The following is a 26274-nucleotide window of genomic DNA, read 5'->3' as shown; positions in this document are numbered from 1 at the left end:
TCAATCCCAGTGCGGCGCGATGCCTTTGGGGCTGGTCAGGCGCTGGCCGCGATCAAGACCGGCGATCAGCGCCATGTCGGCGTCGCTCAGGGTCAGGTCGCAGGCTTTCAGATTGCTTTGCAGGTTGGTGCGTTTGGTGGACGAAGGAATCACCGCGTAACCGAGTTGCATCGCCCAGGCCAGCGTCACTTGCGCGGGCGTTGCTTGCAGGCGATCGGCGATCTGCTGGATGACCGGGTCTTTCAGTACTTCGCCATACGCCAGGGTCATGTAGGAAGTGATCTGTATGCCCTGGCTTTGTGCGAACTCGACGACCTTGCGGTTTTGCAGGTACGGGTGCAGTTCGATCTGGTTGGTCGCGATGTGTTCGGCACCAATGGCGGCAATCGCCTGTTTCATCAGGTCGACGGTGAAGTTGGAAACGCCGATCTGGCGGGTCAGACCGAGCTGTCTGGCTTCGAGCAGGGCGCCCATGAATTCCTCGACCGGCACCTGGTCTTCCGGCGACGGCCAGTGAATCAGGGTCAGGTCCAGGTAGTCGATTTGCAGTTTTTGCAGGCTCTCCTTGAGGCTGTCGATCAAGCGATCCTTGGCGAAGTTGGCGATCCAGATCTTGCTGGTGATGAACAGCTCTTCACGGGCGATGCCACTGGCCGCGATGGCCTCGCCGACCTCGGCTTCGTTCTCGTAGATCTGCGCGGTATCGATGACCCGATAGCCCAGCGCCAGGCCGGTGCTCACCGAATCGATGACCACCTGGCCTTGCAAGCGAAACGTACCGAGACCGAATGCGGGAATAGACATCTATGACTCCAGGGTTTGCAGTGGGAATGGGCACGAGTATCCGCGTGCGCATCCTTGAGAAAAACCGCTGGTGGGGCAAAGCAATGTTTACCGCAAGTCATGAATCGAGGGGAGTCTGGGGGATTGATGGTGGTGGATCTGGCCACATCGCGAGCAAGCCCGCTCCCACATTTGATCTGCAGTGAATACAAATTTTGTGTCCGACACAGATCAAATGTGGGAGCGGGCTTGCTCGCGAAGACCACGACTCGGTCTGAAGACTTACCCCCGCGCCTCAAGAATCATGCAAGTCGTCGACCCCGTCGCATACAACCGCCCATCCACATCGTAAATCCGCCCCTCGGCCAGCGCCGTCGAGCGTCCCAGATGGACAATCTTGCCCTCGGCCCGCACCGGTCCACTGGCGCCGGTCAACGCACGAACATAGCTGATGCGCAGATCCAGCGTCGTATACCCCTGGCCCTTTTTCAGCTGCGTGTGAATGGCGCAACCCATGCACGAATCCAGCAAGGTCGCCGCATAGCCGCCATGTACGCTGCCCAGCGGGTTGTAATGCCGCGAATCCGGCGTGCCCTGAAAGATAAACAGCCCGGCCGACCATTCGATGGGGATGAAATCCATCAGCGTGCCAATGGGCGGCGAGGGCAGTTCACCGTTGCCGATGCCGTCGAAAAATTCGCTGGGTGACAGCGCGCTGACCTCGGCCATCGACAGACTGCCGGGAGCAGCCAGACGGGCGCGCATGGCATCTTCCTGAGCAATCCATTGGGCGAGGGTGGCTTCTCGGTTAGGGCTTTGCATGATCATGTCCTCGGACGAGCGCAGATATTATGGTTGTAATCTGCGCTGATATTATGTCCGAAATAAAAACTCTGCCAGCCCCGTGTGTCGAGTCCTTCACGCAATATCGCTGTGACTGAATTCCTCCCCCAGAAAGTCGATCAACGCCCGCACTGACGGCAGCAATCCACGGCGCGACGGAAAGATCGCGTGGACGATCCCGCACTTGGGCGCCCAGCCCGGCACCAGTTCCACCAAGCGTCCGGCGGCGATGTCATCGCGTACCACCACGCAGGGCAGGTGCGCGACGCCGATGCCCGCGAGCACCGCGTGACGCAAGGCTAGCAGGTCATCGGTGACCATGCGCGGCGCGTGCCGGATCAGCGCGCTGGCGCCGTTCGCGCCGAACAACTCCCACTGGTATTCACGTTGCGCAGCCCCCCAATGCACGCTGGGCAAACCGCTGAGGTCGGCCGGGGAGGCGGGCTTCGACAAACGCTCGGCAAAGGCCGGGCTGCCCACCAGGCATTGGGTGCTGTTACCCAGCACCTTCATCACCATGTCGGTGTTTTCCAGCGGTGGAAAACGTACGCGCAGGGCAATGTCGAAGCCCTCGTGGATCAGGTCGACCCGGCGATTGGTGCTCTCGATGAACAACTCCACCAGCGGGTACTTGAGCATGTAGCGGGTCAGCATCGGCCCGACCCAGGAATTGAGCAGCGCGGTCGGGCAACTGATGCGCACCAGGCCCTGGGGTTCGGAGCGGTTGCGTTCGATCAGTTCGGCGGCGCTTTCCGCTTCGACGCGCATGGCCAGACAGCGCTGGTAATAGGCCTGGCCGATTTCGGTCAGCGAACAATGGCGGCTGGTGCGATGCAACAAGCGCACGCCGAGGCGCTCTTCAAGTTCTGCGATGCGCCGGCTGAGCTTCGATTTGGGCATGTCCAGTGCCCGCCCGGCTGGGGCGAAACCCTGATGTTCCACCACTTGGGTGAAGTAGTAGAGGGTGTTGAGGTCTTCCACCATCGTTCTCCATATAGAACGCTAAGGCTGATTTTTGCAGTCTAGCGCACCAAAGGGTTCGCTTTTAAGCTTTGTTCATCGCGTCAAACCACAGATTTGGAGGCAGCATGAAAAACATCATCGGCATCTACACCAGCCCACGGACCCATTGGGTCGGCGACGGTTTTCCGGTTCGTACGCTGTTTTCCTACGACAACCTGGGCAAACACATCAGCCCGTTTTTGCTGCTGGATCACGCCGGTCCGGCTGAATTCACCCCGACCACCGAGCGTCGTGGCGTTGGTCAGCATCCGCACCGCGGCTTCGAAACCGTGACTATCGTTTACAAAGGCGAACTGGAGCACCGCGACTCCACCGGCAGCGGCGGCAAGATCGGCCCGGGCGATGTGCAATGGATGACCGCCGCTTCGGGAATCCTCCACGAAGAATTCCATTCCGAAGGTTTCGCCAAAACCGGTGGCACCCTGGAAATGGTCCAGCTGTGGGTCAACCTGCCAGCCAAAGACAAAATGGCCGACGCCGGGTACCAGACGATTCTCGATGGCGACATCCCGAGCATCCCGCTCAAGGACAAGGCGGGCAGCCTGCGTCTGATCGCCGGCGAGTTCGACGGCCACACCGGTCCTGCGCGGACATTCACCCCGGTCGACGTCTGGGACCTGCGCCTCAACGGCGGCAAGTTGCTGACCCTCGATCTGCATGAAGGTCGCAATACCGCGTTGGTCGTGCTGCGCGGCACGGTTCAGGTCAACGGCCTGGAGCTGGTGCGCGAGGGGCAACTGGCGTTGTTCGAACGAAATGGCAACCAGATCAGCCTGGAAGGCAATAACGATGCAGTGGTGTTGCTGCTCAGCGGCGAGCCGATCGACGAGCCGATCGTCGGCCACGGTCCGTTCGTGATGAACAGCGAGCAAGAAATTCACCAGGCTTTTGCTGACTTCCAGTCCGGCCGGTTTGGCCAGATGCACGGTTGAAACACGGATATACGGTTACACCGCGCAAGGCATGACTGACTACGCTTGTCTGGCCGCGTCTGAACGATCAAACAAAACACCCGTTCGCCGAACTGTTCGGCATCGATTAAAAGCGAGGATTACCCCATGACTACTTCTTACAAGCGTCTCGACAAGGATAACGCCGCCGTTCTGTTGGTGGATCATCAGGCGGGCCTGCTGTCTCTGGTGCGGGACATCGATCCGGACCGTTTCAAGAACAACGTGCTGGCCCTGGCCGACCTGGCCAAGTACTTCAAATTGCCGACGATCCTCACCACCAGTTTCGAAACCGGCCCCAACGGTCCGCTGGTGCCTGAACTCAAGGCGCTGTTCCCGGACGCGCCATACATCGCCCGTCCTGGCCAGATCAATGCCTGGGACAACGAAGATTTCGTCAAGGCGATCAAGGCCACCGGCAAGAAGCAACTGATCATCGCCGGCGTGGTGACCGAGGTGTGCGTGGCATTCCCGGCGCTGTCGGCCCTGGCGGAAGGCTTTGAGGTGTTCGTGGTGACCGACGCTTCCGGCACGTTCAACGAGCTGACCCGCCAATCGGCCTGGGACCGCATGTCGTCCTCCGGTGCGCAATTGATGACCTGGTTCGGCCTGGCCTGTGAACTGCACCGCGACTGGCGCAACGACGTGGAAGGCCTGGCGACGCTGTTCTCCAACCACATCCCGGACTACCGCAATTTGATGACCAGCTACAACACGCTGACCAACAGCAAATAATCACTGAAATACATCGCCCCTTGCAGGAGCCGGCTTGCTGGCGATAGCGGTCTCACAATCACGCAACAGGTGACTGTCTGACCGCCATCGCCAGCAAGCCGGTTCCTACAGTGTTTTGTGTTGTTCTCAGACCTGCGTTTGCTCCTACACTGTGCCCATTCGTACATGGCTGGAGTTGCTTGATGCTGTCATTGCTTACCAACCACCCGCTGGTCAGCGCCCTGATCCTGATCCTCATCGACCTGGGCCTGTGGCGCCTGATCAGTGCCAGCGGCAGCAACTGGAAACTGGTGGTGCGGGTGCTTATTTTTTCGCTGTTCAGCATCCTGTTGTTCAACGAAGGTTTGAACCCGTTGGAACCCGCGCCCTGGGCCGACAATGTGCCGCTGCACCTGGCAGCGACCGGTTTGCAGATTGGCTGGTGGCTGTTCGGCGCACGGACCCTGACAGTGCTGATCGGTGCGGTGATGATGCAGCGGGTCGGGCACACCGGACGCTTGCTCCAGGATTTGCTCGGCGCGGTGATTTTCCTGATCGCGATCATCGCGGCGCTGGCCTACGTGCTCGACCTGCCGGTCAAAGGCGTGCTGGCCACCTCCGGTGCGTTGGCAATCATTGTAGGCCTGGCGTTGCAAAGCACCCTCAGTGACGTGTTCTCCGGGATCGTCCTCAACACCACCAAACCCTACCAACTGGATGACTGGATCTCCATCGACGGCACCGAAGGCCGGGTCACCGATATCGACTGGCGCGCCACGCGCCTGCAAACCGCCCAGGGCAGTATGGCGGTGATCCCCAACTCGCTGGCGGCCAAGGCCAAGATCATCAACTTCAGCCGGCCGAGCGACATGTTCGGCGTCTCGATCAGCCTGCAAGTCAGCCCGCACGTACGACCGCAAACGGTCATCGATGCATTGGAACGGGCGATGGAGGGTTGCCGTTATCTGTTGAGCAAACCGGCGCCGAGCGTTTCACTGAAAGGTTCGAGTGCTACCGGCGTGGAATACGAAATCAGCGGCTTTGTGGTCTCGATGGATCAGAAACGCATGGTGCGCAATCTGCTGTTCGACCTCGCGTTCCGGCACTTGCAGGCGTCGGGTGTGAGCCTGTTGTCCAACGTCGAATCGAATGCACCGGTGGGTCTGTCACGCCCAAGGGCGTTGCTGGAAAGTTCGGCCATCTTCTCGACCCTGCGCCAGGAAGAGAAAGAAACTTTCAGCCAGCACATGACCCTGCAAACCTTCCGTCCCGGGGAAATGATCCTGCCGGCGGGGGAGGTCAGCGATCATTTGTTCATCATCGAATCCGGCGTGGTGTCGGTGGCGCTGAGTCGCGCCGGGGTCAAGTTCGAGTCCGGACGCATGGGGCCGGGCGAGGTGATCGGCGAGGGCGGAATTCTGTCGGACACGGCGCTGCCGGCGGACTTCACCGCCAAGACGGCCTGCAGTTTGTACCGGATCGAGAAGGACTACCTCAAACCGTGCCTGGATGCGCGGCACGACATTGGTGAAGCGATGAAGGCGCTGCTGGATTTCCGCTTGCACAAGGCGCAGTCGTTGACCCAGGAAGCGCCGAAGGTGGTGGAGAAGAAGGGGTTTTTGCAGTGGTTACGGAGTCGGGCTTAGCGGTTTGTAGTGAATGGCCGCTGCGCGGTTCGCGAGCAAGTCCGCTCCCACAGTTGATCTCCAGTGAACCGAAAATTTGCGTTCGACACAGATCCATTGTGGGCGCGGGCTTGCTCGCGATGGCGGCTGCAGGCTCACCGCATGATTCAGATCAGAAATCCAAAGTCGCCGACACCTTCAACGTCCTGGGCGTCCCCTGCGTCAGGTACCCGCCGTTCGCCGACGCCCAATACGCCTTGTTCGCCACGTTCTCCAGATTGGCCCGCAAGGTGATTTCCTTCTCATCAAGCCTGAACGCATACCGCGACCCCACATCAAAGCGGTTCCACGCCGGAATGCTCTGGGTGTTGGCGGCATTCAAATATTGCCCGCCCGTGCGCAGCATCCGCGCACTGAGCGCCGCACCTTCAATCCCCGGCACGTCCCAATCCGCCCCGACATTGAGTTGAAAACGCGGTACGCCGACGGCGCGGTTGCCGTCGTTGACGCCGTTGGTGCTGCCTTCGATTTCGGTTTTCATCAGCGTCGCGCCGCTCAGCAGACGCAGGCCGTCGAGGGGTTCACCGTAGATGTTCAGCTCCACGCCCTTGTTCTGTTGCTGGCCATCGACACGGAAGATCCCGTTCTGCGTATAGCTCGACGGCTGTTCGATGCGGTACACCCCCAGGCTCGCACCATAAGTGTCCATGTCAAGACGCACGCCGGCTTCGATTTGCTTGCTGCGCACCGGGGCGAAGGTTTCGTCGCGGTTGATCGCGCTGGTCGGCGGTGTCGGGCCCTTGGCCAGGCCTTCGATGCGGTTGGCGTAAAACGAAACGTGTTCCCACGGCTTGATCACCAGGCCATAGACCGGCGTGGTGATCGACTCTTCATAGCTTGATGTGCGCGCGCCGGTGGTGGTGTTCCAGCCGTCGACGTTCAGTGTCTGGCGGCGTACGCCCAGGGTCAGCAACACGCGATCATCGATGAAACCCAGCGTGTCGGACACCGCCGCGCTACGCAGGGTGTTTTTGCCGACGATGCGCGGATCATCAATGTCGCTGCCGAATGAAGTGGCTCGTGGACGCGGTTTATCGGTGACGTCGTAGAGGTTGGTGCTGTAGCGCCCGGCGGTGGCAATCGTTTCGAACGCCGAGCGCTGCTGGCCCCAAATGCCTGCCAGACCGAGGTTGAGCTGGTGGCTGATCGGGCCGGTATTCAGATGCCCATTGAGGCCGGCCATCAGGCTCTGGTTATCCTCGTCGTGCGGCGAGTAAAGCATGCCGCCACGGGCGGCGCCGTTGAGGTTGGTGACGGTCAGCGACGAATACACGCCGTTTTCCCGGGTGTGTTTGGCGCCGCCGGAAACGTAGGCGGTCCAGCTGTCGCTGAGGTCATATTCGGCGCGGGCCATGCCGAAGGTGTCTTCCAGTTGCGAGTAGCTCCAGCTCTGCGCATAGCCGGCATTGGCGTCCGGCACCTTGGGGGCTTTCTGCAAGGACGAGTCGACGTACACCACCGAACGACCCTGATTGATCACTTGTTTCTGGTAGCCCAGGTCGGTCGACACACGCAGGCGATCGCCGCGATAGTCCAGGCCGAGGCTGATCAGCGACGAGCGCTGGTCCTCATCGTCGACCGCGGTGTCGCCTTCGCGTTGCAACAGGTTGATCCGCGCGCCGAAGCGGTTGTCTTCGCCAAAGCGCTGGCCCAGGTCGAGGTGCCCGCCGACCCGGCCATCGGCGCTGTAATCGAGGGTGACGCTGCGGGTCGGCACATCATTGGCGCGTTTGGGTTGCAGGTTGACGCCGCCGCCAATCCCGCTGCCGCTGGGCGTGACGCCGTTGACGAAAGCGTTCGGCCCCTTGAACAACTCGACCCGTTCCAGCGCTTCGGTGGCGATGATCTGTCGCGGCAAAACGCCGTACAGGCCGTTATAGGAAATGTCATCGGACGCCAGCGGCAAACCACGAATCATGAACACCTGGGAAAAGTTGCCGAAACCGGCGGACTGACGCACCGAGGCATCGTTGAGCAACACATCGCCGACGGTTTGGGCCTGTTGGTCGGCGATGGTTTTGGCGGTGTAGCTGGTGACGCTGAACGGCAGGTCTTTCAGCGCCTGATTGCCGAGCATGCCGACCTGCGCCACTTTGGCGATCTGGCCGCCGCCGTAGGTGTCAGCGTTGTCGTCACGCATCGCGCTGACGTTGGTGGCGCCCAGTTCCAGCGCGCCGTCGACGGCCAATTGCGGCGCTATGGTGTAACCGTTCCCGCCCGTGCTGATCAGCTCGAAACCACTGCCTTCAAGCAGTTGTGCGAAGCCCGATTGCACGCTGTAGTTGCCCTGCAAACCCGGACTCTGGCGATCGCCCAGTTGTGCCGGATCGAATGACAGCGGCACCCCGACCGCCACGGCAAATTGCGCCAGCGTCTGGCTGAGCAACCCCGGCCCGATGTTGACGTTGCGGCTGGCACTTTCATTGACACTGTCGGCGGCCTGACTGGTGAAGGGCAGCAACGCGGTAAAGGCCAGGGCAATGCTCAGGCTCAAGGCCTTGAGCGGGAAATCGGCGGGGCGTTGCAGTGGCGTTGAAGTCATTCGGCGTTCCTGTCGAGCGCGTGGAATTGAAGAGGTCTATCCACACACCGAACGAAACGCAGAAAGGTATCAGGGGGCAGTGAAAATAATTTATAGCGCCGTCAGACCCGCGGTTCGACCGACATCCAATACCGGGTCAGGCTGCTGATTTTCAGCGGCAACGTATCGCTGAGCAGGCGCAGGCTGGCGTCGGTATCGCGCAGGGAAAACGCCCCCGACACCCGCAGACCCGCGACATCGGCATGACAGCGCAACACGCCGGGGCGGTAGCGGCTCAATTCACCGAGCAATTCATCCAGGCGCATATTGTTGGCCAGCAACATGCCCTTGTCCCAGGCCAGCGCACGGGTGTCGAATCGTTCCAGTGAGTCGAACCGGTCGAGCTTGAAGCTCTGGCGTTCACCGGCCTTGAGCGTGGCGCTCTGGGAAAGCAACAGCGGCGTGACCTCCACGAGCCCTTCGAGCACGGACACCTGGCTTCGCGAGCCGTGGATCCGCACGCAAAACCGGGCACCTGGCGCACGGGCAACGCATTGCGGGGTTTCAACGATAAACGGCCGTGCACCCGGATCACTCGCGGCGTTGATCAACACTTCGCCCTCCAGCAACATGACGCGTCGCTCATGCCCGTTGAAGGCAATGTTGACGGCACTTTCCGTGTTGAGCAGCAGCTCGCTGCCGTCGGGCAATTGCAGGCGTTTCTGTTCGCCCACGGCGGTACGCTGATCGGCGGTCCATTGCTGCCAGGGCATATGTTGCGAGGCGAAGCCCAAAGGGCCGGCCATCAGGAACAGTCCCATGCGCGTGAGGGTCTGGCGACGGCTGAGGCCTTCTTTGCGCGACGCCCGTTGCAGGGTCTGGAGGGCGAGGTTGGCCGGTACGCTGCGAAATTCGCCGAGCAGCGCTTCGGCCCGCAGCCAGGCCTGGGCATGCTCGGCGCTGCGATTGCGCCAATGGGCAATGGCCTGATGGTCGGACGGCGTTGCGGTCCCCGAATGCAGCTGCACCAGCCAGTCGGCGGCTTCGCCGAGAATCTGCGGGTTGATCATCGACGAATTCATCAGGCGACACTCAGGCAGGCAATGAACGCGGCACGCATGTGCCGTTTGACGGTGATCAGCGACACACTCAGTCGCTCGGCGATCTGCGCGTAAGTCAGCCCTTCGATCTGCGACAGCATGAAGGTGTCGCGAGTGACCGTCGGCAATTCGCGCAACAACGCTTCGATGCGCATCAGGGTTTCGAGAATCAGCAGGCGGGTTTCCGGCGACGGGACCTCGGCGAGCGGCAGTTGAGCGATGGTTTCCAGATAGGCGCGCTCGATGTCCTGACGTCGCCAGCGATCGATCACCAGGCCCTTGGCGATGTGCGTCAGCAAGGCACGGGGCTCGCTGCCCAAGGGTTTGACGACTTGCCGGGTCAACAGGCGCAGGAACGTATCGTGGGCCAGATCGGCCGCGTCGCAGCGGTTGCCGAGTTTTCGATGCAACCATCCCTGAAGCCAACCGTGGTGTTCGCTATAGAGGGTATGGATTTGCTGGTTCGAAGGCTGGTCGGCTGACGACATAGGGGACAGATACTCGTTTCGGGCGTCCTGGCCTGATTGCAATTAAGAATTGATCGCATTCTAGTGGCGCGGACCAAGTACTGGCAATCAGCCTGACAGACTATTTTTCGTACCCTGTAGGAGCCGGCTTGCTGGCGATAGCATCACCCTGGTCATCCATTTGCTCCGAGTTGCCCGCATCGCCAGCAAGCCGGCTCCTACAAGGGATCGTCAGTGGCCTCCTCGACTTCTGGAGTATTGGCTATTTGAGTAGTGGGTCTGCGGGATTAACTTAGCTCCATCCCCACTTGCTACTGGAGTCCGCCATGAAACCTCGTATCGATTTCTACACCGCTTCCCCTGATGCACTGAAAGCGATGATCGCGCTGGAAACCGCCGTCTCGAAGCTGCCACTGGAAAAAAACCTGATCGAACTGGTCAAGCTGCGTGCGTCGCAAATCAATGGCTGTGCCTTCTGCATCGACATGCACACCGCCGATGCCATCAAGGGCGGGGAAACACCGCGTCGCCTGTTCGCTGTAACGGCCTGGCGCGAGGCGCCGTTCTTCAGCGATCGCGAACGCGCTGCGCTGCTGTGGACCGAATCCTTGACTCAACTGAGCCTGACCCACGCCCCGGACGAAGATTACGACGTGGTCGCTGCACAGTTCAGCCCCAAGGAAATGGTCGACCTGACCGTGGCGATTTCTACCATCAACAGCTGGAATCGCCTGGCGGTAGGCTTCCGTAAAATGCCTCAGGCCTGATCAGTGAGCATCAGCTGACGGCGCGGCCGGTGGTTGCACCTTGCGCATCAAGGGCACCATCGCCGTGGCGATGACGAAGCAGACCCCGATCATCAAAAATGCGTCGCCGTAGGTTTGTGTCTGTGCTTCGCGATAGGTCAGCAGCCATAGCTGATGCAGGCTGGCGGTGACACCGGTGTCACCGCTCTGGCCGAGGGCGGCGAAGTTGTTGCCGACCTGGGACAGCCACTGGTTCAGCGCCTCGTTGGTGCTGTTGAGGTTTTCCGCCAGGCGGGTGAAGTGCAGATTGGTCCGGTCATTGAGGATCGTTGCGCAGGCGGCGATGCCAATGGCGCCCCCCAGGTTTCGCATCAAGTTGAACAATCCCGACGCATGTTTGAGCCGGGCGGGCGCCAGTCCGCCGAGGGTCAACGTCACTGCGGGCGGCACCGCCAGTTGCTGGGCAATCCCGCGCAGGGCCTGCGGCAACATTAACTCCTTGGCCCCCCAGTCATGGGTGATCGGGCTGAAATCCCACATCGACAACGCGAACAAGCCAAGGCCGGTCATCATGATCCAGCGTAGATCGATGCGGTTGGCCAGAAAGGCGTACAGCGGAATCGCCATGATCTGGAACACCCCGGTGGAAAAAACCGCCAGACCAATGTCCAGCGCGCCGTAGCCACGTACTCGGCCAAGAAACAGCGGCGTCAGGTAAATGGTGGCGAACAGGCCGATCCCGGTGACGAACGAGAAGAAACAACCGAGGGCGAAGTTGCGGTCTTTCAGGGCGCGCAAATCGACAATCGGATTGGCCACATGCAAGGTTCGGCCGATGAACGCCAGGCCCGCCAGGCCACTGATCCATGCGGTGGTCAGAATCGTGCGGTCACTGAACCAGTTCCAGCGCGGGCCTTCTTCGAGGGTGTATTCCAGGCAGCCGAGAAACAACGCCAAAAACACCATGCTGAGGTAGTCGGCGCCCTTGAGCAGCGACAGTTCCGGCTGATCGATTTTCACCAGCATCGGCACCGCCACCGCGACGAAAATCCCCGGCACCAGGTTGATGTAGAACAGCCAGTGCCAGGAGGAAACGTCGGTGATCCAGCCGCCGATCACCGGGCCCAGTGTCGGCGCCAGTGACGCCACTGCACCGATGGTCGCGGCGGCGATCACCCGTTGTTTGCCGGTGAAGAAAAAGAACGCGGTGGTGAACACCAGCGGGATCATCGAGCCGCCGAGAAACCCTTGCAGGGCGCGGAAGGCGATCATGCTCTGGATGTTCCAGGCCGCGCCGCAGAGCAGGCTGGCCAGGGTGAAACCCACCGCGGATGCGCAGAACAGCCAGCGGGTCGAGAACACGCGCGAGAGCCAGCCGGACAGCGGAATCACGATGATTTCGGCGATCAAGTAGCTGGTCTGCACCCAGGCGGTTTCGTCAGTGCCTGCCGACAGCCCGCCGCCGATATCGCGCAACGAGGCCGAAACGATCTGGATATCCAGCAGCGCAATGAACATGCCCATGCACATGGTGGCGAAGGCAAAGACCTTGGTCGCCGTCGCCATGCTGGCGGCGTTGAACGGTTGCGCAGGGGCGGCGAGGGCGCGGCTCATGGCGCGCTGGCCACGGCTGGGGTTTCAGGCTCCTTGCGCGTATCCACTTCAGCGGTCACTGAAAGGCCCGGACGCAAATGACCGAGCACGCCATCGGCTGGATCGAGCACGATCCGCACCGGCACTCGTTGCACGATCTTGGTGAAGTTGCCGGTGGCGTTTTCCGGTGGCAACACGCTGAACTGCGAGCCACTGGCTGGCGCGAGACTGTCCAGATGACCGTGGAATGCCTGGCCCGAGAGCACGTCGGCATGAATGACCACCCGTTGGCCCGGAATCATGCGCGCCAGTTGGTCTTCCTTGAAGTTGGCATCGACCCACAGCCCGCTCGCCGGCACCACCGATAACTGTTGCGAACCGGCCTGTGCATACGCGCCGACCCGCGCCCGGCGGTTGCCGATCACGCCATCGATGGGGGCGCGCAGTTCGGTGTAACCGACGTTCAGTTGCGCCAGATCACGCTCGGCGCGGGCCTGCATCAGCGCGGCGCGAGCTTGTTGTTTCTGCGTGGCGATCACGTTCAACTGACGTTGCGCGGCCAGCAGTTCGGCCTGGGCCCGGGCACTGAGTGCCTGGGCGGTCTTGAAGGTGGCGTTGGCGCGTTGAGCGCTTTCGACCGAGACAGCGTTGCTGCCGACCAGTTTTTTGTAGCGCGCATCGTCATCCCGGGAGCGGGCGGTCTCGGCACCGGCGGCATCGATCCCGGCGCGGGCCTGACCGATCACGGCCTGTTGCAGTTGTTCCGTGGCATCGAGGTTGGCGAGCAAGGCTTCTTCTGCGGCGACCGCACCTTCGGCCTTGGCCAGGTTGGCGCGGTAGTCGCGGGCGTCGAGGCGGATCAGCACATCACCGGCCTTCACTTTCTGGTTGTCGGTGACCAGCACTTCTTCGATGTAACCCGCGACCTTCGGCCCGATCACCGTCACGTCGCCACCGATGTAGGCATCGTCGGTTTCTTCGATGAAGCGGCCGGCGGTCCACCAATGGGCTGCGTAGAAACCCGCAAACACCAGAGCGGCAATGGCCAGAGTCAGCAAGATCAGGCGCTTGAGCAGGGGAGGCTTTGGAGTGGTCACCGGGACAGCCAGGTCGGGCTCAACGTGAGGCATGCTGGTCATAGAGGATTACCTGTAGGAAACCGCATTTAATTACGAGCGTAATATGACGCATGTCATATTTAGTGGCAATTTATTTTTGTCGCCGGTCGTCAGGTAATTATTTCAGCCACGCACCGGGGGTGATGCCCGTCATGTCCTTGAAGAAAGCGATGAAGGCGCTGTCGCTGGCAAACCCCAGTTCGAACGCGCTGTAACCGATGTTTCGTCCGGTGGCGAGCAATTCGACGGCGCGCATCAACCGCCACTGTTGGCGCCATTGCTGATAGCTCATGCCGGTTTCTCGCTGGAAGATTCGGCCGATGGTGCGGCCGCTGGCGCCGATCTGCGCTTCCAGAACCTGAAGTTCGGGTGGCAACTGATCGAGCGATGCGAGCAGGGGCGCCAGGCGTTTGTCCCAAGGCAACGGCAGCAGCATCGGTTGTTGAGCGGCATCGCGAATTTCGCTGAGGCACAGGCCCAGCAGGTGAACGAATTTACCGTGCTGCCAATCGGTGTCGAAGTCGGCGAGGGCGATCGGCTCCAGCACCGCGCGCAGTAGCGGGCTGACCTCAATCACACAGACCTGTTGCGGGAGCTCGGCGCACAAGGCGGGTGTCAGGTAAATCGAGCGGTAGTCGACGCTCTGCTGCATCACTGCGCGGTGCGCCACCCCGGACGGAATCCACGCGGCGCGGGAGGGTGGCAGCAGGCATAACTGCTGCGCCAGGGTAATTCGGGTGCAGCCTTTTCGGGTGAACAGCAGCTGGCCACGTTGATGCTGATGCACGTCTGAATCGTGATCGCCAAGGGTCGCGGCGATACCGATGACGGGGGCCGTGTAGCGGTCGGGGTCGAATCGGGCGCGGGCATCGAGCCAAGCCATGGTTTGTCCGATTTCATCGATTAGTTGTCAGGATTTTGATAGTACGTCAGTCACGGCTAATTAAGCTGCTCGCCAGTTTTTCCTGAAGAGTGAAGCCGTGATGAATTCCAGAAGCCTGCTGGTGTTGGCTATTGCCTTGCTGATGTTTGCGCAGATCGCCCAAACCCTTTACAGCCCGGCGTTGGCAGACATTGGCCAGGCGTTCATCGTCACTGCGCAAGAGACTGCGCAGATGCTGTCGGTGTATTTCCTGGCCTTCGCATTCGGCGTGGTGGTCTGGGGCCGGATGTGCGATCGCCTCGGACGTCGACCGTCAATGCTCGCTGGTCTGGCGTTGTACGCCGGTGCATCCACGCTGGCGCTGAACGTCCGCACATTCGATGCATTGTTGATGGCGCAAGCACTGGCCGCGTTCGGTGCGGCAGTGGGCTCGGTGGTGACGCAAACCGTCCTGCGTGACCGCTTCAAGGGTGCGGAGCTGGCGCAAGTATTTTCGGCAATGGGCATCGCCCTGGCGGCGAGCCCGGCGATTGGATTGTTCACCGGGGCGAGCCTGGTGGAAGGTTTCGGTTATCGAGGTGTGGTGGCGTGCCTGTTGCTGTTGTCCTCGGCGTTATGGCTCTGGTGCCTGCGCGTCTTGCCCGAAACACGACCGCCACCTGTAGCAACGCCAGCCCTGTTCGAGACGCTGTGGCAAATGCTCGGCGACCGCGATATCTGGCGTTCGGCGCTGCTGGTGGCGCTTTTCAACGTTGCTCTGTTCAGCTACTACAGCCTCGGTCCTTTCGCGTTTCAGCGATTGGGCCTGAGTGCGCAGTGGTTTGGTTACAGCGGGGTCATTCTGGCGTTGGGTTCCGGTCTTGGCGCCTGGCTTAACAAGCGGCTGCTGCATCGAGGTGTGAGCGGCCCGCAGCTGATTCAGGTGGCAACGACGCTGCAACTGGTCGGGGGCGGTGGCGTATTGCTGTTTGCAGAAAGCCCTTTGTTTGTGTTGCCGATGCTGTTGGTGGTGCTGGCGTTCGGCATGGCCATCCCGAACGTTCTCGGCTCGGCACTGGCCGGTTACGGGGATCGGCTGGGCACGGCGGGTGCGTTGTTTGGTTTGCTGTATTACCTGTTGATTGGTGGCGGGCTGATGCTGGCAGGCTGGGCACAGGCGTTGGGTGAAACCTTGATGGTGTGCGGTGCGCTGGCGATGCTGCTGGCGACGGCATCACCTCGGTCATCCAGTTGCACCGAGTTGCCTGCATCGCCAGCAAGCCGGCTCCTGCAGGGTGAGTTGATTCTCGCGTCTCGCAGACGGTGCGCCTGCATCGCAAGAATCTGTACTTGAAGCTGAGCGTCGGCTCGCGGTCGGAGTTGTTTCGCTGTTGTAGGAGCCGGCTTGCTGGCGATGGCATCACCTCGGTCATCCAGTTGCACCGAGTTGCCTGCATCGCCAGCAAGCCGGCTCCTACGGGGTGAGTTGATTCTCGCGTCTCGCAGACGGTGCGCCTGCATCGCAAGAATCTGTACTTGAAGCTGAGCGTCGGCTCGCGATCGGAGTTGTTTCGCTGTTGTAGGAGCCGGCTTGCTGGCGACGGCATCACCTCGGTCATCCAGTTGCACCGAGTTGCCTGCATCGCCAGCAAGCCGGCTCCTGCAGGACGGTGTTAGTCCTCGCGTTTTACTACCAATGTGAGGATGTCGTAACTGGCAACCAGTTCGCCCAGCTGGTTGGTGACTTCCACATCCCACGCCACCACGCCCTGTGGAATGCCCTGCGGGCTCTTTTTGCCCTGATCGATTTTGCGTTTGCAGGTCAGGCGCGCCTGGATGGTGTCGCCGATGCCCACCGGGTTGATGAAGCGCAACGTATCCAGGCCATAGTTGGCCAATACTGGACCCGGTGCTGGCGACACGAACAGACCGGCCGCCGCGGACAGCACAAAGTAGCCATGGGCGATGCGTTTGCCGAATTGCGATTCCTTGGCCGCGATCTCGTCGAAGTGCATGTAGAAATGATCGCCGGACAGGCAACCGAAGTTCACCAGATCAGCCTCGGTCACGGTACGACGGTGGGTCAGCAGCGACTCACCGATCTGCAAGTCCTGGAAGAACCGGCGGAACGGATGCACGTCGGTTTCGATGACCTTGGCGCCCCGCACGTATTCGCCGGTAACGGCGGCCAGCATGGTCGGGGAACCTTGCACCGCAGCGCGTTGCAGGTAGTGCTTCACCGCGCGCAAACCACCGAGTTCCTCACCGCCGCCGGCGCGACCCGGGCCACCATGTTTGAGTTGTGGCAGGGGCGAGCCGTGGCCGGTGGATTCGGCAGCGGATTCACGATCCAGCACCAGTAGGCGACCGTGCCAGGCTGCCGCGACCGGGATGGCTTTGGCGGCAATCTGCGGGTCCTTGGTGATCAAGCTCGCCACCAGACTGCCTTTGCCGCGAGCGGCCAGAACCAGTGCTTCATCCAGATCGTCATAGGCCATCAAGGTGCTGACCGGACCGAACGCTTCGATGTCGTGGGCGCCACCCTCGGCGTGCGGGTCGCGGGCCTGCAACAGGGTCGGCGCGAAGAACGCACCCTGGCTGACGTTCTCGCCACGCGGTTCAAAACCGTCGCGGGCGCCGAACAGCATATCGCTGCTTTGCAGCAAGCTTTCCAGGCGTTCGGCGACGTCTTTTTGCTGGTCGTGAGAGGCCAGCGCACCCATGCGCACACCTTCCACCGACGGGTCGCCGACCACGACTTTCTTCAGCCGATCGCGCAAACGGCTGGCGACCGCATCGATGTGTCTGGCCGGCACGATCGCACGGCGGATGGCGGTGCATTTCTGCCCGGCCTTGGTGGTCATTTCCCGGGCGACTTCCTTGATGAACAGCTCGAATTCTTCATCGTCCGGCGTGACATCCGGGGCGAGGATCGCGCAGTTCAGCGAGTCGGCCTCGGCGTTGAACGGCACCGAATGACGGATCAGGTTCGGGTTGACCCGCAGCTTGGCCGCGGTGTCGGCGGAACCGGTGAACGTCACCACGTCCTGGCCTTGCAGGCGGTCGAGCAAATCACCGGTGCTGCCGATGATCAATTGCAGGCTGCCCGCCGGCAGCAAACCGGATTCGTCCATCAGGCGTACCACGGCTTCGGTCAGGTAGCTGGTGGCGCTGGCCGGCTTGACGATGCATGGCATGCCGGCGAGAAAGCTTGGCGCGAACTTTTCCAGCATGCCCCAGATAGGGAAGTTGAAGGCGTTGATGTGCACCGCCAGGCCGCCGCGTGGCACCAGGATATGCGTGCCGGCGAAGGTCCCCAGTTTGCTCAGCTGCATCGCCGGGCCTTCATGGACGATGTTGCCCGAGGGCAGCTCCCGCGAGCCGAGGCTGGCGTAGGTGAACAGCGTGCTGTTGCCTCCTTCGATATCGATCCAGCTGTCGGCGCGGGTCGCGCCGCTGTGGTGGGAAATCGCGTACAGCTGTTCCTTGCGCTCGCTCAGGTACAAGGCCAATGCCTTGAGACGCTGGGCGCGCTGCTGGAAATCCAGCGCCATCAACCCGCTGACGCCCTGGAGGCGACCGTGCTCGATGGCTTCGGCGAAGTCCGGACGCTCTTCGTGGGTGCGCGCAATCTCGTGGCCGTCGATGGCGCTGCGCAGCACCTGGGCACCGTGTTGGCCGATCCAGCGACCGGCGATGAAACTTTGCAGGGTAGGGGCGTGAGGCATCACGATTCCTCCAGGTTGTGAAAGGTGTTGGCGCGGCCGCGACCGCGCCTTTCAGGGATTACCAAAGCGCCACGGTGTAACCGACGATCAGGCGGTTTTCATCGAGGGCGGTGTTCAAGCCATTGCCGGAACGGAAAGTCACGTTGCGCCAGCGCAGGCTGACGTCCTTGAACGGGCCGCTCTGGATCACGTAACTGATGTCGGTGTCGCGCTCCCATTCACGGCCGTTGTCGACGGCACCGGCCTTGACGTGGCGACCGTCGGTGTAGCGGGTCATGAAGGTCAGGCCGGGGATGCCTTGCGCCGCGAAGTCATAGTCGTAACGCAGCTGCCAGGAGTCCTCGTCGGCGCGGGTGTAGGTGTTGTAGGTCACCAGGTTGACCACGTACGGATCGCCGCCGTTGAGGAACGGAAAGGCACTGTCGCCGGACAACTGCTGGTACGTGGCACTGACTTTGTGGGCACCGTGGGACACGGTGAACATGCTGTTGAAATTGCGGTTGTCGATACGCCCGGCCCGCTCTGCGCCGTCGCCCCGGCTGTCGAAATAGCGCAGGTCGCTGCGCAGGTTGAAACCATTGCCCAGCGGCTGGGTATGCACCAGCCCGACGAATTGCTGGCGATAAATCTGCTCAAGCTTGCCGTAGTAGTAGCTCAGGTTCAGTTGCGGACTGAACGCGTAGCTGCCACCGGCGAAGTCGAAGTGGTCGCTGCTGGCGGCGCCATAGCCGATGTCATCGTTGCTTGAGGAGTCCCGTAGATTGGCCTTGGTCAGGCGCCCGGTATTCAGTGTCAGACCGCTGATTTCCTGGCTGGTCAGCAAGCCGCCCTCAAAGGTCGAACCCAGCAGACGGGTGTCGTTGTAGGTCGCCACCGGCAACAAGGGTTGCAGGGTGCCGAGCTTCAATACGCTTTTCGACACTCGCAGCTTGCCGGTCAGCCCCAGCTCGCTGAACTCGTCCGCAGGCTCATGGCTGTTCCGGCCGAAGGGCAGCAGCCCGGTGCCACGGCGGTCCGGGCTGGAATCGAGTTTCAACCCCAGTTCCCCCAGCGCGTCGAGACCGAAGCCGAAGGTGCCGTCGGTGAACCCGGACTCGATGCGCGCGGTGAACCCCTGCGCCCATTCTTCAGCCTTGGATTGCGGCGCGTTGTCCTGACGGAAATCGCGATTGATGTAGTGGTTGCGCATTTCAATACGGGCCTTGCTGTCGTCGATGAAGTCGGCCAAGGCGCTGGGTGCGACCATGGGCAGACTCAATGCGGCGGCTAGCGAAAACAGTGATTCGTAGGGTGCGGGCTTCATTATTTTTATTCCCTGGCATCAGTCGGTCGTTGTTAGTGCTTGCTGGCGCCGGAGGCACCGATACCCGTCATCGAACGGATGAACTGCGCCAGGTAACGGCCGCGCTCAAGGGCCGCTCGCGGCGAGGTGTCGGTGACCGAAAACAGCCAGGCACTGAAGAACGCCAGGCTCATGGAAAACAGCGCCGGGTTGGAGTAGGGGAACAGCGCCTTGTCGTGATGCAGCACGTTGACCCACACCGCCGGGCTCAGCACCAGCAGGACAATCGCCGAGACCAGGCCTGCCAGGCTGCCGGTGACCGCGCCGCGAGTGGTCAGGCCTTTCCAGTACATCGAGAGGAACAGCACCGGGAAATTCACCGACGCGGCGATGGCCAGCACCAGGCCGGAGAGGAAGGCAATGTTCTGCGACTCGAACAGCAAACCGAGGATGATCGCCAGCACGCCGATGCACAGCGTGGCGATTCGCGAGACGCGAATTTCCTGCTGCTCGGTAGCCTGTCCTTTGCGCATCACACAGGCGTACAAATCGTGGGACACCGCCGAGGCGCCGGACAACGCCAAACCGGCGACCACCGCCAGAATGGTGGCGAAGGCGACCGCCGAGATGAAGCCGAGAAACAGGTTGCCGCCCACGGCTTGCGCCAGGTGCACGGCGATCATGTTGCCGCCGCCGATGATCGCACCGTTGGCGTCGCGGAACGCTGGATCGGTGCCGACCATCACGATGGCGCCGAAGCCGACGATGATCAGCAGCAGGTAGAAGTAACCGATAAAACCGGTGGCGTAGAACACGCTTTTACGCGCTTCCCTGGCATCGCTGACGGTGAAGAAACGCATCAGGATATGCGGCAGGCCGGCGGTGCCGAACATCATGCCCAGGCCCAGCGAGATCGCATCGATCGGGTTCGACAGCAAACCACCGGGGGCCATGATCGCGTTGCCCTTGGCATGCACGGCAGTGGCGCCGGCGAACATCGCTTCGGTGCTGAAGCCGAAATGCTTGAGCACCATGAACGCCATGAAGGTGGTGCCGAACAGCAGCATCACAGCCTTGATGATCTGCACCCAGGTGGTGGCGAGCATGCCGCCGAAGGTGACGTAGAACACCATCAACACGCCGACCAGCATCACCGCGTAGAGGTAGTCGATGCCGAACAGCAACTCGATCAGTTTGCCGGCGCCGACCATCTGCGCCACCAGGTACATCAGCGCCACGGTCAGGGTGCCGAAGGCCGAGGTCAGGCGCACCGGGGTTTGTTCGAGGCGATAGGAAACCACGTCGGCGAACGTATATTTGCCGAGGTTGCGCAGGCGTTCGGCGATCAGGAACAGAATGATCGGCCAGCCCGCCAACACACCCAGTGCGTAGAGCAAACCGTCGTAGCCGTTGAGGAACATCATCGCCGAGATGCCGAGGAAGGACGCCGCGGAGATCATGTCACCGGCAATCGCCAGGCCGTTCTGGAAACCGGTCATGCCACCACCCGCGGTGTAGAAATCGCTGGCGGAACGGGTGCGCAACGCGGCCCAGCGCGTCACGCCGAGGGTGAACAGCACGAACACCAGGAACATGCCGATGGCGTTCCAGTTCAGTGGGCGGGACGCGCCGTCGGCCGCTGCCGCAAAGTCAGCGACGAAGGCCAGAGGCAGCAGGAGCAATGCAAAAAGACGGCTCATCGGGCGCACTCCTGTTTCAGTTTTTCGTTGAGTGGGTCGATGACGTTGTTGGCGCGATAGACGTAGAAACCGGTCAGCGCAAAGGCCAGCACCACGATCACCACGCCGACCAGCATGCCCACGGAGGTCACGCCACCGCTCAGGGATTGGCCGAGGGTGCTGGGGGAGAACGCCACCAGCAACACGAAGCCGAAATAGATCACCAGCATGATCAGCGACAGCGACCAGTACAGGTTTTGTTTGCGACGAACCAGCTGGATGAAGTCGGGGTGCTGGCGGATGAGTTCTATGTCCGTGGGTGTCATGGCGCGCTCTCTGTTGTTGTTTTTGTTGTGTTGCGGAACGTGATGTTGCTGGAACCGGTTTTCTGTAGGAGCCGGCTTGCTGGCGATGGCGGCCCGATTTCCACCGGTGATCTCAAAGGCCTGATCGCCAGCAAGCCGGCTCCTACAAGGGGTGTGGTGATCTTCAGCGTTGGTCGAAATCCGGGATTAAGGGGTGTGGCGAGCTTCAGAGTTGGTCGAAATCCAGGATGACTTTGTCGCTGACCGGATACGCCTGGCACGACAGGACATAACCGGCCGCCACTTCGTAATCTTCCAGGGCGTGGTTGCTGTCCATTTCCACTTCGCCTTCGATGACCTTGCACTTGCAGGTCGAGCACACGCCGGCCTTGCACGAGTAGGGCAATTCGGCGCCTTGGGCGTTGCCGGCGTCGAGGATGCTCTGGCTGTTGCGTGGCAGGTCGAAGGCGAGGGCGCGGCCGTCGCTGATGACGGTGATCTGGCTGACGGCGGTATCCACCTGGCGAGCAGCCTCCCGCGCTTCGCGTTTTTGCTGGCTGCCGGCGGCGGCGAACAGTTCGAAATGGATCCGTTCAGCGGGCATGCCATTGGCTTTCAGGCTGTCGCGCACGGTTTCGGTCATTTCCTGCGGGCCGCAGATGAACGCTGCATCGAGGGCTTTGACGTCGAGCCAGCGGGTGAACAGTTGCTCGCATTTCTCGGCGTTGATCCGCCCGTTGTACAGGTCGACATCCTGCTGCTCGCGACTGAACACGAAGATCAGGTTCAGACGCTGCAAGTAACGGTTTTTCAGGTCTTCGAGCTGTTCACGAAACAGCGCGCCGGAACTCGAACGGTTGCCATAAATCAGGGTCACGCGGCTGTGCGGTTCGGTTTGCAGGGTGGTCTTGATGATCGACAGGATCGGCGTAATGCCGCTGCCTGCTGCAACCGCCAGGTAGTCGCCATGGCGAGCCGGATCGAGTTCGACATGGAAATGCCCGGCTGGCGGCATCACTTCCAGGCTGTGTCCGGCTTTCAATTGCTCGTTGGCAAACGCTGAGAAACGCCCGCCCGCAACACGCTTGATGGCGACGCGCAGTTCGCCGTCATTGACGCCGGTGCAGATCGAATACGAACGACGCACTTCTTCGCCATCCATCTGCGTGCGCATCACCAGGTGCTGGCCCTGGGTGAAATGAAAACTGTCTTGCAGGTGCTGCGGAATCTCGAAGGCGATGGACACCGCGTCACGGGTCTCGGCGCGTACGTCCTTGATGGTCAGGCTGTGAAATTTACTCATTATTGTTCTCCAGCTGGGACGGCCGATCGCCGCTCAGATGCACTTGAAATAATCGAATGGCTCGCGGCAATCGACGCAGCGGTACAACGCCTTGCACGCCGTGGAGCCGAACTCGCTGAGCACTTCGGTGTGCGCGCTGCCGCATTGCGGGCAGACGATCACCGGGCTTTCGCCGAGCAGGCTGCGTTTGCTCGTGCTGCCCTCGGGCGGCGCAATGCCGTAGGCGCGCAGGCGTTCACGGCCGCTGTCGGTGATCCAGTCGGTGGTCCAGGCCGGGGTCAATTTGCGTTCCAGTTGCGGCGCCCGGAAACCGGCGAGTTCCAGCGCGTCGCGGATATCGCTTTCGATCACTTCGGTGGCGGGGCAGCCCGAGTAGGTCGGCGTGACCACCACGTGCAAGTGACCGGCCTGCCAATCGAGATCGCGCACGATGCCGAGGTCGACCACGCTGACCACCGGCACTTCCGGGTCCATGACTTGCGCCAAAGTCGCCCACGCGGCAGCCAGGTCGGTCGGTTGGGCCGGCCGGGCGCCGAGGTCGCTGGCGATCAGCTCACCAGGTTGCATCGGGGTACGCTCGTGGCAGAAATTGCATTTCCGCCAACAGGATGCCGAGGTGTTCGGTGTGCAGCCCCTTACGTGCATTCAGGTAGAAATAGCTCGGTGCGGCGGGAACGGGCAGGGTGGCGCTGGCGAAAATCTCGTTGACCTTGGCTTGCCAGGCAGCCGCGACTTGCGCGGTGTCTGGAGTGATGCCGGCTGCGTGCAAACGTTGTTCGCTGTCATCGGCGCTGGTCAGTTCGACGGTGAAGCGCCAGACCTCAGGGATTGCCGCGAGCATGCGCTTGTGGCTTTCCTCGGTGCCGTCACCCAGACGCTCGACCCACTCGCCGGAGCGACGCAGGTGATAGGTGACTTCCTTCACCGCTTTGGCGGCGATCCCGGCGATGCGTTCGTCGCTGGACTGGCTCAGGCCGCTGAGTACCTGAAGGTGCCAGGCGTCGTAGAGAAATTGCTTGAGGATGGTCACCGCGTAATCGCCGTTGGGTTGTTCCACCAGCAGCAGATTGCGATAGGCGCGTTCATCGCGGCGGAACGCCAGGTGATCGGCGTCGCGGCCGTCGTCCAGCAGTTCGGCGGCGTATTCCAGCCAGTTGCGTGCCTGGCCGACGAGGTCGAGGCCGACATTCATCAACGCCAGTTCTTCTTCCAGCGCCGGGGCCTTGCCGCACCATTGGCACAGGCGCTGGCCCTGGATCAGGGCGCTGTCGCCGAGGCGCAGCAGGTATTCGATCAGATCAGTCTGGTTGTTCATGGTCGACCTCACATGTGCCCGACTTCGGCCGGCAGCTCGTAGAAGCTGGCGTGGCGGTAGACCTTGTCGTCCGAGGGGTCGAACAGTGGGGCTTTTTCATCCGGCGACGACGCGGTGATCAGCGCTGACGGCACCACCCACAGGCTCACGCCTTCGCTGCGACGGGTGTACAACTCGCGCGCGTTTTCGATGGCCATGGTGGTGTCGGCGGCGTGCACACTGCCGACATGCTTGTGGTTGAGGCCGTGCTTGCTGCGCACGAAGACTTCGAAAAGGGTCCATTCGGACATTTCAGTTACTCCACATCTGTTCGGTTTTTGCTGGCGGGGCTGAAGATCAAAAGATCGCAGCCTTCGCCAGCTCCTGCATGGGATCACCGGCTCCTGTAGGAGCTGGCGCAGCCTGCGATCTTTTGGCGGTATGGCAGCCGCCGAAGATCAAGATCAAAAGATCGTCAAACGTGCCGAGTCAGGCGGCGTTCTTCTTGTGTTTTTTTCGAGCGTGGGCGACGGCGGCTTCGCGGACCCAGGCGCCGTCTTCAATCGCCTTGCGGCGAGTGGCGACGCGTTCCTGGTTGCACGGGCCGTTGCCCTTGAGCACTTCGTAGAATTCGCTCCACTGGATTTCGCCGAAGTCGTAGTGACCGCGCTCGGCGTTCCACTTCAGGTCCGGGTCGGGGCAGGTGCAACCGAGCAATTCGAGTTGCGGGATAGTCTGGTCAATGAAGCGCTGGCGCAGTTCGTCGTTGCTCTGGCGTTTGATTTTCCAGGCCATCGATTGCGCGCTGTTCGGCGAGTGTTCGTCGCTTGGGCCGAACATCATCAGTGACGGCCACCACAGGCGATTGATTGCGTCCTGGACCATGTCTTTTTGCGCCTGATTGCCGTGGCGCATCATGGTCAGGAGGATTTCGTAGCCCTGGCGCTGGTGGAAACTTTCTTCCTTGCAGATGCGCACCATGGCCCGGGAGTAGGGGCCATACGAAGTGCGCTGCAATACGACCTGGTTGACGATCGCAGCACCATCCACCAGCCAGCCCACCGCGCCCATGTCGGCCCAGTTCAAGGTCGGGTAATTGAAGATGCTTGAGTACTTGGCCTTGCCGCTGTGCAGCTTGGCGATTTCCTCGTCGCGGTCGGCGCCGAGGGTTTCCATGGCGCTGTACAGGTACAGGCCGTGGCCGGCTTCGTCCTGAATCTTGGCCATCAGTTGCAGTTTGCGTTTGAGCGATGGCGCGCGGGTGACCCAGTTGCCTTCGGGCAGCATGCCGACGATTTCGGAGTGGGCGTGCTGGGAGATCTGGCGGATCAGGGTTTGGCGATAGGCGTCAGGCATCCAGTTTTTAGCTTCGATCTTGATTTCTGAATCGATTTTTTCCTGGAAGGCACGTTCCTGTTCGGACATTTCCGACAGGTCTTTGATGCGCTTTACGCCGGTTTCTACGAGCTGTGCGTACATGGGGGTCTCCCGCCTTGAATCTGAATCGAGGGCATGGAGAACTTTATAAGCGATACAGAATTTAATATCAAACAGAAAATATCGTGTCGTATAGTTTTTTGTATCGCTTCCGACGTAGGGGTAGTCCCGGTTTCTGGACAGTCTGGTGGCACCTTAGTAGCATCCGCCGCTTACCGGCTGATCGGCTCGGTGTCGGTGACAGCATTTCAAGGAGTGGGCATGCAGGATTTCACCTTCGGCAAGTTCAAGATTCATTTCCAAATCGAGCAAGGGGTGGTGATCAGCAACACGCCGGGCCGTCGTGTGGCCTGGATCAGAACGAAGGAGGGCGATGATCTCCGCCTGGATTATGCTTTTGAAGATTTCCATTTACGCAAAGGTCATGAGGTTTACGTGATCTACGCCGCAAGTTCACACAAGGAAGGCATGTACCCCGTACTTCTGCGCAATCACAATCTTTCCCTCAGTTTCGACTTGGAATCGAGTGATTTTCTCTACCAGGAATTGATCCCGACTATGCGCGGCAACGGGTGGATTTTGGCGGTCCTGTTGATCCCGTGGCCGTTTATATACTTGCTGTCTGGCCAGGTGTGGGGAGGGATTGCGCTGCCGCTGATCTATTTAATGACAGTGGGAAAGCGCGACGACAAGCGCAAAAAACGACTGGTGCCGGAGCTGGATAACCACATCTACATGCTGGACAGGCGCGCCACTGCCAGATACGTCGTCACCAGAGCGCTCTCGCGCAATCTATGACGGCGAGGCTCTGACACCCTCATCGTGGTCCGAATGCCCCCTT

The 26274-nt window shown here is 61.1% G+C and carries 24 protein-coding genes; 6 read left to right on the top strand and 18 right to left on the bottom strand.

Annotated elements, in window-relative coordinates:
- The 3 genes from dkgB to PMI01S_RS16350 form a co-directional block, all read right to left on the bottom strand.
- Window positions 1-804 carry a 2,5-didehydrogluconate reductase DkgB gene (dkgB, locus tag PMI01S_RS16360; protein WP_084321023.1) on the bottom strand — a complete coding sequence of 268 codons (804 nt, stop codon included), beginning with the start codon at window positions 802-804 and terminating at the stop codon, window positions 1-3.
- Between the two features lie 261 nt (window positions 805-1065).
- Window positions 1066-1605, bottom strand: a complete 540-nt coding sequence (locus tag PMI01S_RS16355) for a PaaI family thioesterase (RefSeq protein ID WP_017337617.1) — start codon at window positions 1603-1605, stop codon at window positions 1066-1068.
- 96 nt (window positions 1606-1701) lie between these two features.
- On the bottom strand, window positions 1702-2610 hold the full coding sequence (locus PMI01S_RS16350; RefSeq protein WP_084321022.1) for a LysR substrate-binding domain-containing protein: 909 nt from the start codon (window positions 2608-2610) through the stop codon (window positions 1702-1704).
- 104 nt (window positions 2611-2714) lie between these two features.
- Between PMI01S_RS16350 and PMI01S_RS16345 the strand changes: the two genes are divergently transcribed.
- The 3 genes from PMI01S_RS16345 to PMI01S_RS16335 all read left to right on the top strand — a co-directional run bounded on the left by PMI01S_RS16345 (window position 2715) and on the right by PMI01S_RS16335 (window position 5959).
- Complete coding sequence (locus tag PMI01S_RS16345; RefSeq protein ID WP_084321021.1) at window positions 2715-3581, top strand: pirin family protein; 867 nt, start codon at window positions 2715-2717, stop codon at window positions 3579-3581.
- Between the two features lie 126 nt (window positions 3582-3707).
- Complete coding sequence (gene ycaC, locus PMI01S_RS16340) at window positions 3708-4334, top strand: isochorismate family cysteine hydrolase YcaC (protein ID WP_008011497.1); 627 nt, start codon at window positions 3708-3710, stop codon at window positions 4332-4334.
- Window positions 4335-4516: 182 nt separating this feature from the next.
- On the top strand, window positions 4517-5959 hold the full coding sequence (locus PMI01S_RS16335; protein WP_084321020.1) for a mechanosensitive ion channel domain-containing protein: 1443 nt from the start codon (window positions 4517-4519) through the stop codon (window positions 5957-5959).
- A gap of 151 nt (window positions 5960-6110) precedes the next feature.
- Here PMI01S_RS16335 and PMI01S_RS16330 read toward each other — a convergent pair whose 3' ends face one another.
- The 3 genes from PMI01S_RS16330 to PMI01S_RS16320 form a co-directional block, all read right to left on the bottom strand.
- Window positions 6111-8540, bottom strand: coding sequence for a TonB-dependent receptor (locus PMI01S_RS16330; RefSeq protein WP_084321019.1), 2430 nt, complete (start codon window positions 8538-8540; stop codon window positions 6111-6113).
- A gap of 101 nt (window positions 8541-8641) precedes the next feature.
- Window positions 8642-9601, bottom strand: coding sequence for a FecR domain-containing protein (locus PMI01S_RS16325; RefSeq protein ID WP_084321018.1), 960 nt, complete (start codon window positions 9599-9601; stop codon window positions 8642-8644).
- Window positions 9601-10107 (bottom strand): sigma-70 family RNA polymerase sigma factor, encoded by a 507-nt coding sequence (locus PMI01S_RS16320; protein ID WP_084321017.1) that lies wholly within the window; start codon window positions 10105-10107, stop codon window positions 9601-9603. Before PMI01S_RS16320 ends, PMI01S_RS16325 begins: the two co-directional genes overlap by 1 nt.
- Window positions 10108-10412: 305 nt before the next feature.
- On the opposite strand from PMI01S_RS16320, the gene PMI01S_RS16315 reads away from it, so the two are divergent.
- Window positions 10413-10853, top strand: a complete 441-nt coding sequence (locus PMI01S_RS16315) for a carboxymuconolactone decarboxylase family protein (RefSeq protein ID WP_084321016.1) — start codon at window positions 10413-10415, stop codon at window positions 10851-10853.
- Here the strand turns inward: PMI01S_RS16315 and PMI01S_RS16310 are convergent, their stop codons facing one another.
- The 3 genes from PMI01S_RS16310 to PMI01S_RS16300 all read right to left on the bottom strand — a co-directional run bounded on the left by PMI01S_RS16310 (window position 10854) and on the right by PMI01S_RS16300 (window position 14426).
- Window positions 10854-12446 (bottom strand): DHA2 family efflux MFS transporter permease subunit, encoded by a 1593-nt coding sequence (locus PMI01S_RS16310; RefSeq protein ID WP_084321015.1) that lies wholly within the window; start codon window positions 12444-12446, stop codon window positions 10854-10856.
- A complete protein-coding gene (locus PMI01S_RS16305) occupies window positions 12443-13564 on the bottom strand; it encodes an HlyD family secretion protein (protein ID WP_084321014.1) in 1122 nt (373 codons plus the stop codon). The genes PMI01S_RS16310 and PMI01S_RS16305 overlap by 4 nt, the downstream gene beginning before the upstream one ends.
- Before the next feature lie 97 nt (window positions 13565-13661).
- A complete protein-coding gene (locus PMI01S_RS16300; RefSeq protein ID WP_084321013.1) occupies window positions 13662-14426 on the bottom strand; it encodes an AraC family transcriptional regulator in 765 nt (254 codons plus the stop codon).
- Between the two features lie 100 nt (window positions 14427-14526).
- On the opposite strand from PMI01S_RS16300, the gene PMI01S_RS16295 reads away from it, so the two are divergent.
- A complete protein-coding gene (locus PMI01S_RS16295; RefSeq protein WP_084321012.1) occupies window positions 14527-15759 on the top strand; it encodes an MFS transporter in 1233 nt (410 codons plus the stop codon).
- A 319-nt stretch (window positions 15760-16078) separates the two neighbouring features.
- Here the strand turns inward: PMI01S_RS16295 and paaZ are convergent, their stop codons facing one another.
- From paaZ to paaA, 9 genes are all read right to left on the bottom strand, one after another.
- Entirely contained in the window at window positions 16079-18133 is a 2055-nt protein-coding gene (gene paaZ / locus PMI01S_RS16290) for a phenylacetic acid degradation bifunctional protein PaaZ (protein WP_084321011.1), read from the bottom strand.
- 58 nt (window positions 18134-18191) lie between these two features.
- Window positions 18192-19436: an OprD family porin gene (locus PMI01S_RS16285; RefSeq protein WP_084321010.1), complete on the bottom strand. Its 1245-nt coding sequence runs from the start codon at window positions 19434-19436 to the stop codon at window positions 18192-18194.
- A 32-nt stretch (window positions 19437-19468) separates the two neighbouring features.
- Window positions 19469-21115 carry a cation acetate symporter gene (locus PMI01S_RS16280; protein ID WP_084321009.1) on the bottom strand — a complete coding sequence of 549 codons (1647 nt, stop codon included), beginning with the start codon at window positions 21113-21115 and terminating at the stop codon, window positions 19469-19471.
- Complete coding sequence (locus PMI01S_RS16275; protein WP_084321008.1) at window positions 21112-21420, bottom strand: DUF485 domain-containing protein; 309 nt, start codon at window positions 21418-21420, stop codon at window positions 21112-21114. The genes PMI01S_RS16280 and PMI01S_RS16275 overlap by 4 nt, the downstream gene beginning before the upstream one ends.
- 205 nt (window positions 21421-21625) lie before the next feature.
- Window positions 21626-22702 carry a 1,2-phenylacetyl-CoA epoxidase subunit PaaE gene (gene paaE / locus PMI01S_RS16270; RefSeq protein ID WP_084321007.1) on the bottom strand — a complete coding sequence of 359 codons (1077 nt, stop codon included), beginning with the start codon at window positions 22700-22702 and terminating at the stop codon, window positions 21626-21628.
- A 33-nt stretch (window positions 22703-22735) separates the two neighbouring features.
- On the bottom strand, window positions 22736-23269 hold the full coding sequence (gene paaD / locus PMI01S_RS16265) for a 1,2-phenylacetyl-CoA epoxidase subunit PaaD (RefSeq protein ID WP_084321006.1): 534 nt from the start codon (window positions 23267-23269) through the stop codon (window positions 22736-22738).
- Window positions 23256-24017, bottom strand: coding sequence for a 1,2-phenylacetyl-CoA epoxidase subunit PaaC (paaC, locus tag PMI01S_RS16260; RefSeq protein WP_084321005.1), 762 nt, complete (start codon window positions 24015-24017; stop codon window positions 23256-23258). Before paaC ends, paaD begins: the two co-directional genes overlap by 14 nt.
- An 8-nt stretch (window positions 24018-24025) precedes the next feature.
- On the bottom strand, window positions 24026-24307 hold the full coding sequence (gene paaB / locus PMI01S_RS16255) for a 1,2-phenylacetyl-CoA epoxidase subunit PaaB (RefSeq protein ID WP_084321004.1): 282 nt from the start codon (window positions 24305-24307) through the stop codon (window positions 24026-24028).
- 178 nt (window positions 24308-24485) lie between these two features.
- The gene (paaA, locus tag PMI01S_RS16250; protein ID WP_084321003.1) at window positions 24486-25475 is read right to left on the bottom strand and encodes a 1,2-phenylacetyl-CoA epoxidase subunit PaaA; all 990 of its coding nucleotides are present in this window, start codon (window positions 25473-25475) and stop codon (window positions 24486-24488) included.
- 219 nt (window positions 25476-25694) lie between these two features.
- Between paaA and PMI01S_RS16245 the strand changes: the two genes are divergently transcribed.
- Entirely contained in the window at window positions 25695-26231 is a 537-nt protein-coding gene (locus tag PMI01S_RS16245) for a hypothetical protein (protein WP_084321002.1), read from the top strand.
- The last annotated feature ends 43 nt before the right edge of the window (window positions 26232-26274 follow it).

Source organism: Pseudomonas migulae NBRC 103157 (genome assembly GCF_002091715.1).
GTDB lineage: Bacteria > Pseudomonadota > Gammaproteobacteria > Pseudomonadales > Pseudomonadaceae > Aquipseudomonas > Aquipseudomonas migulae_A.
The sequence above is the reverse complement of the archived record's forward strand: the minus strand, read 5'-3'. Positions and strand labels throughout refer to the sequence as shown.